Annotated in this window: 1 pseudogene; it reads right to left on the bottom strand. The window is 72.9% G+C overall.

Annotated features, from left to right (window positions below):
- A pseudogene (locus J0695_RS39785) lies at positions 1 to 299 on the bottom strand (hypothetical protein); the annotation flags it as partial.

The following is a 299-nucleotide window of genomic DNA, read 5'->3' as shown; positions in this document are numbered from 1 at the left end:
CGCTGCGGCCGCCGACCTTGCCGACCACAGCGCCGACGGCTCCGGCGATGGCGAGGGCGGCCAGCGCGTAGGTGACACGGAACGTCGTCTCCGAGGCGGAGCCGTTCTTGTACAGGCCGAAGAGGATGCCGCTGAGGATCAGTGACATCACGAAGGAGACGAGCAGGCCGAGGAAGAAGGCCCCGGCGGGGCTGCCGGAGCGGGGCGGCCGCGGGGCGCCGGGGTACGGCTGCTGCTGGGGGAAGCCGCCTCCGTAGGGCTGCTGCTGCTGCTGCGGGAAGCCCGGCTGCGGCTGCATC

Source organism: Streptomyces beijiangensis (assembly GCF_017315755.1).
GTDB lineage: Bacteria > Actinomycetota > Actinomycetes > Streptomycetales > Streptomycetaceae > Streptomyces > Streptomyces beijiangensis.
The sequence above is the reverse complement of the archived record's forward strand: the minus strand, read 5'-3'. Positions and strand labels throughout refer to the sequence as shown.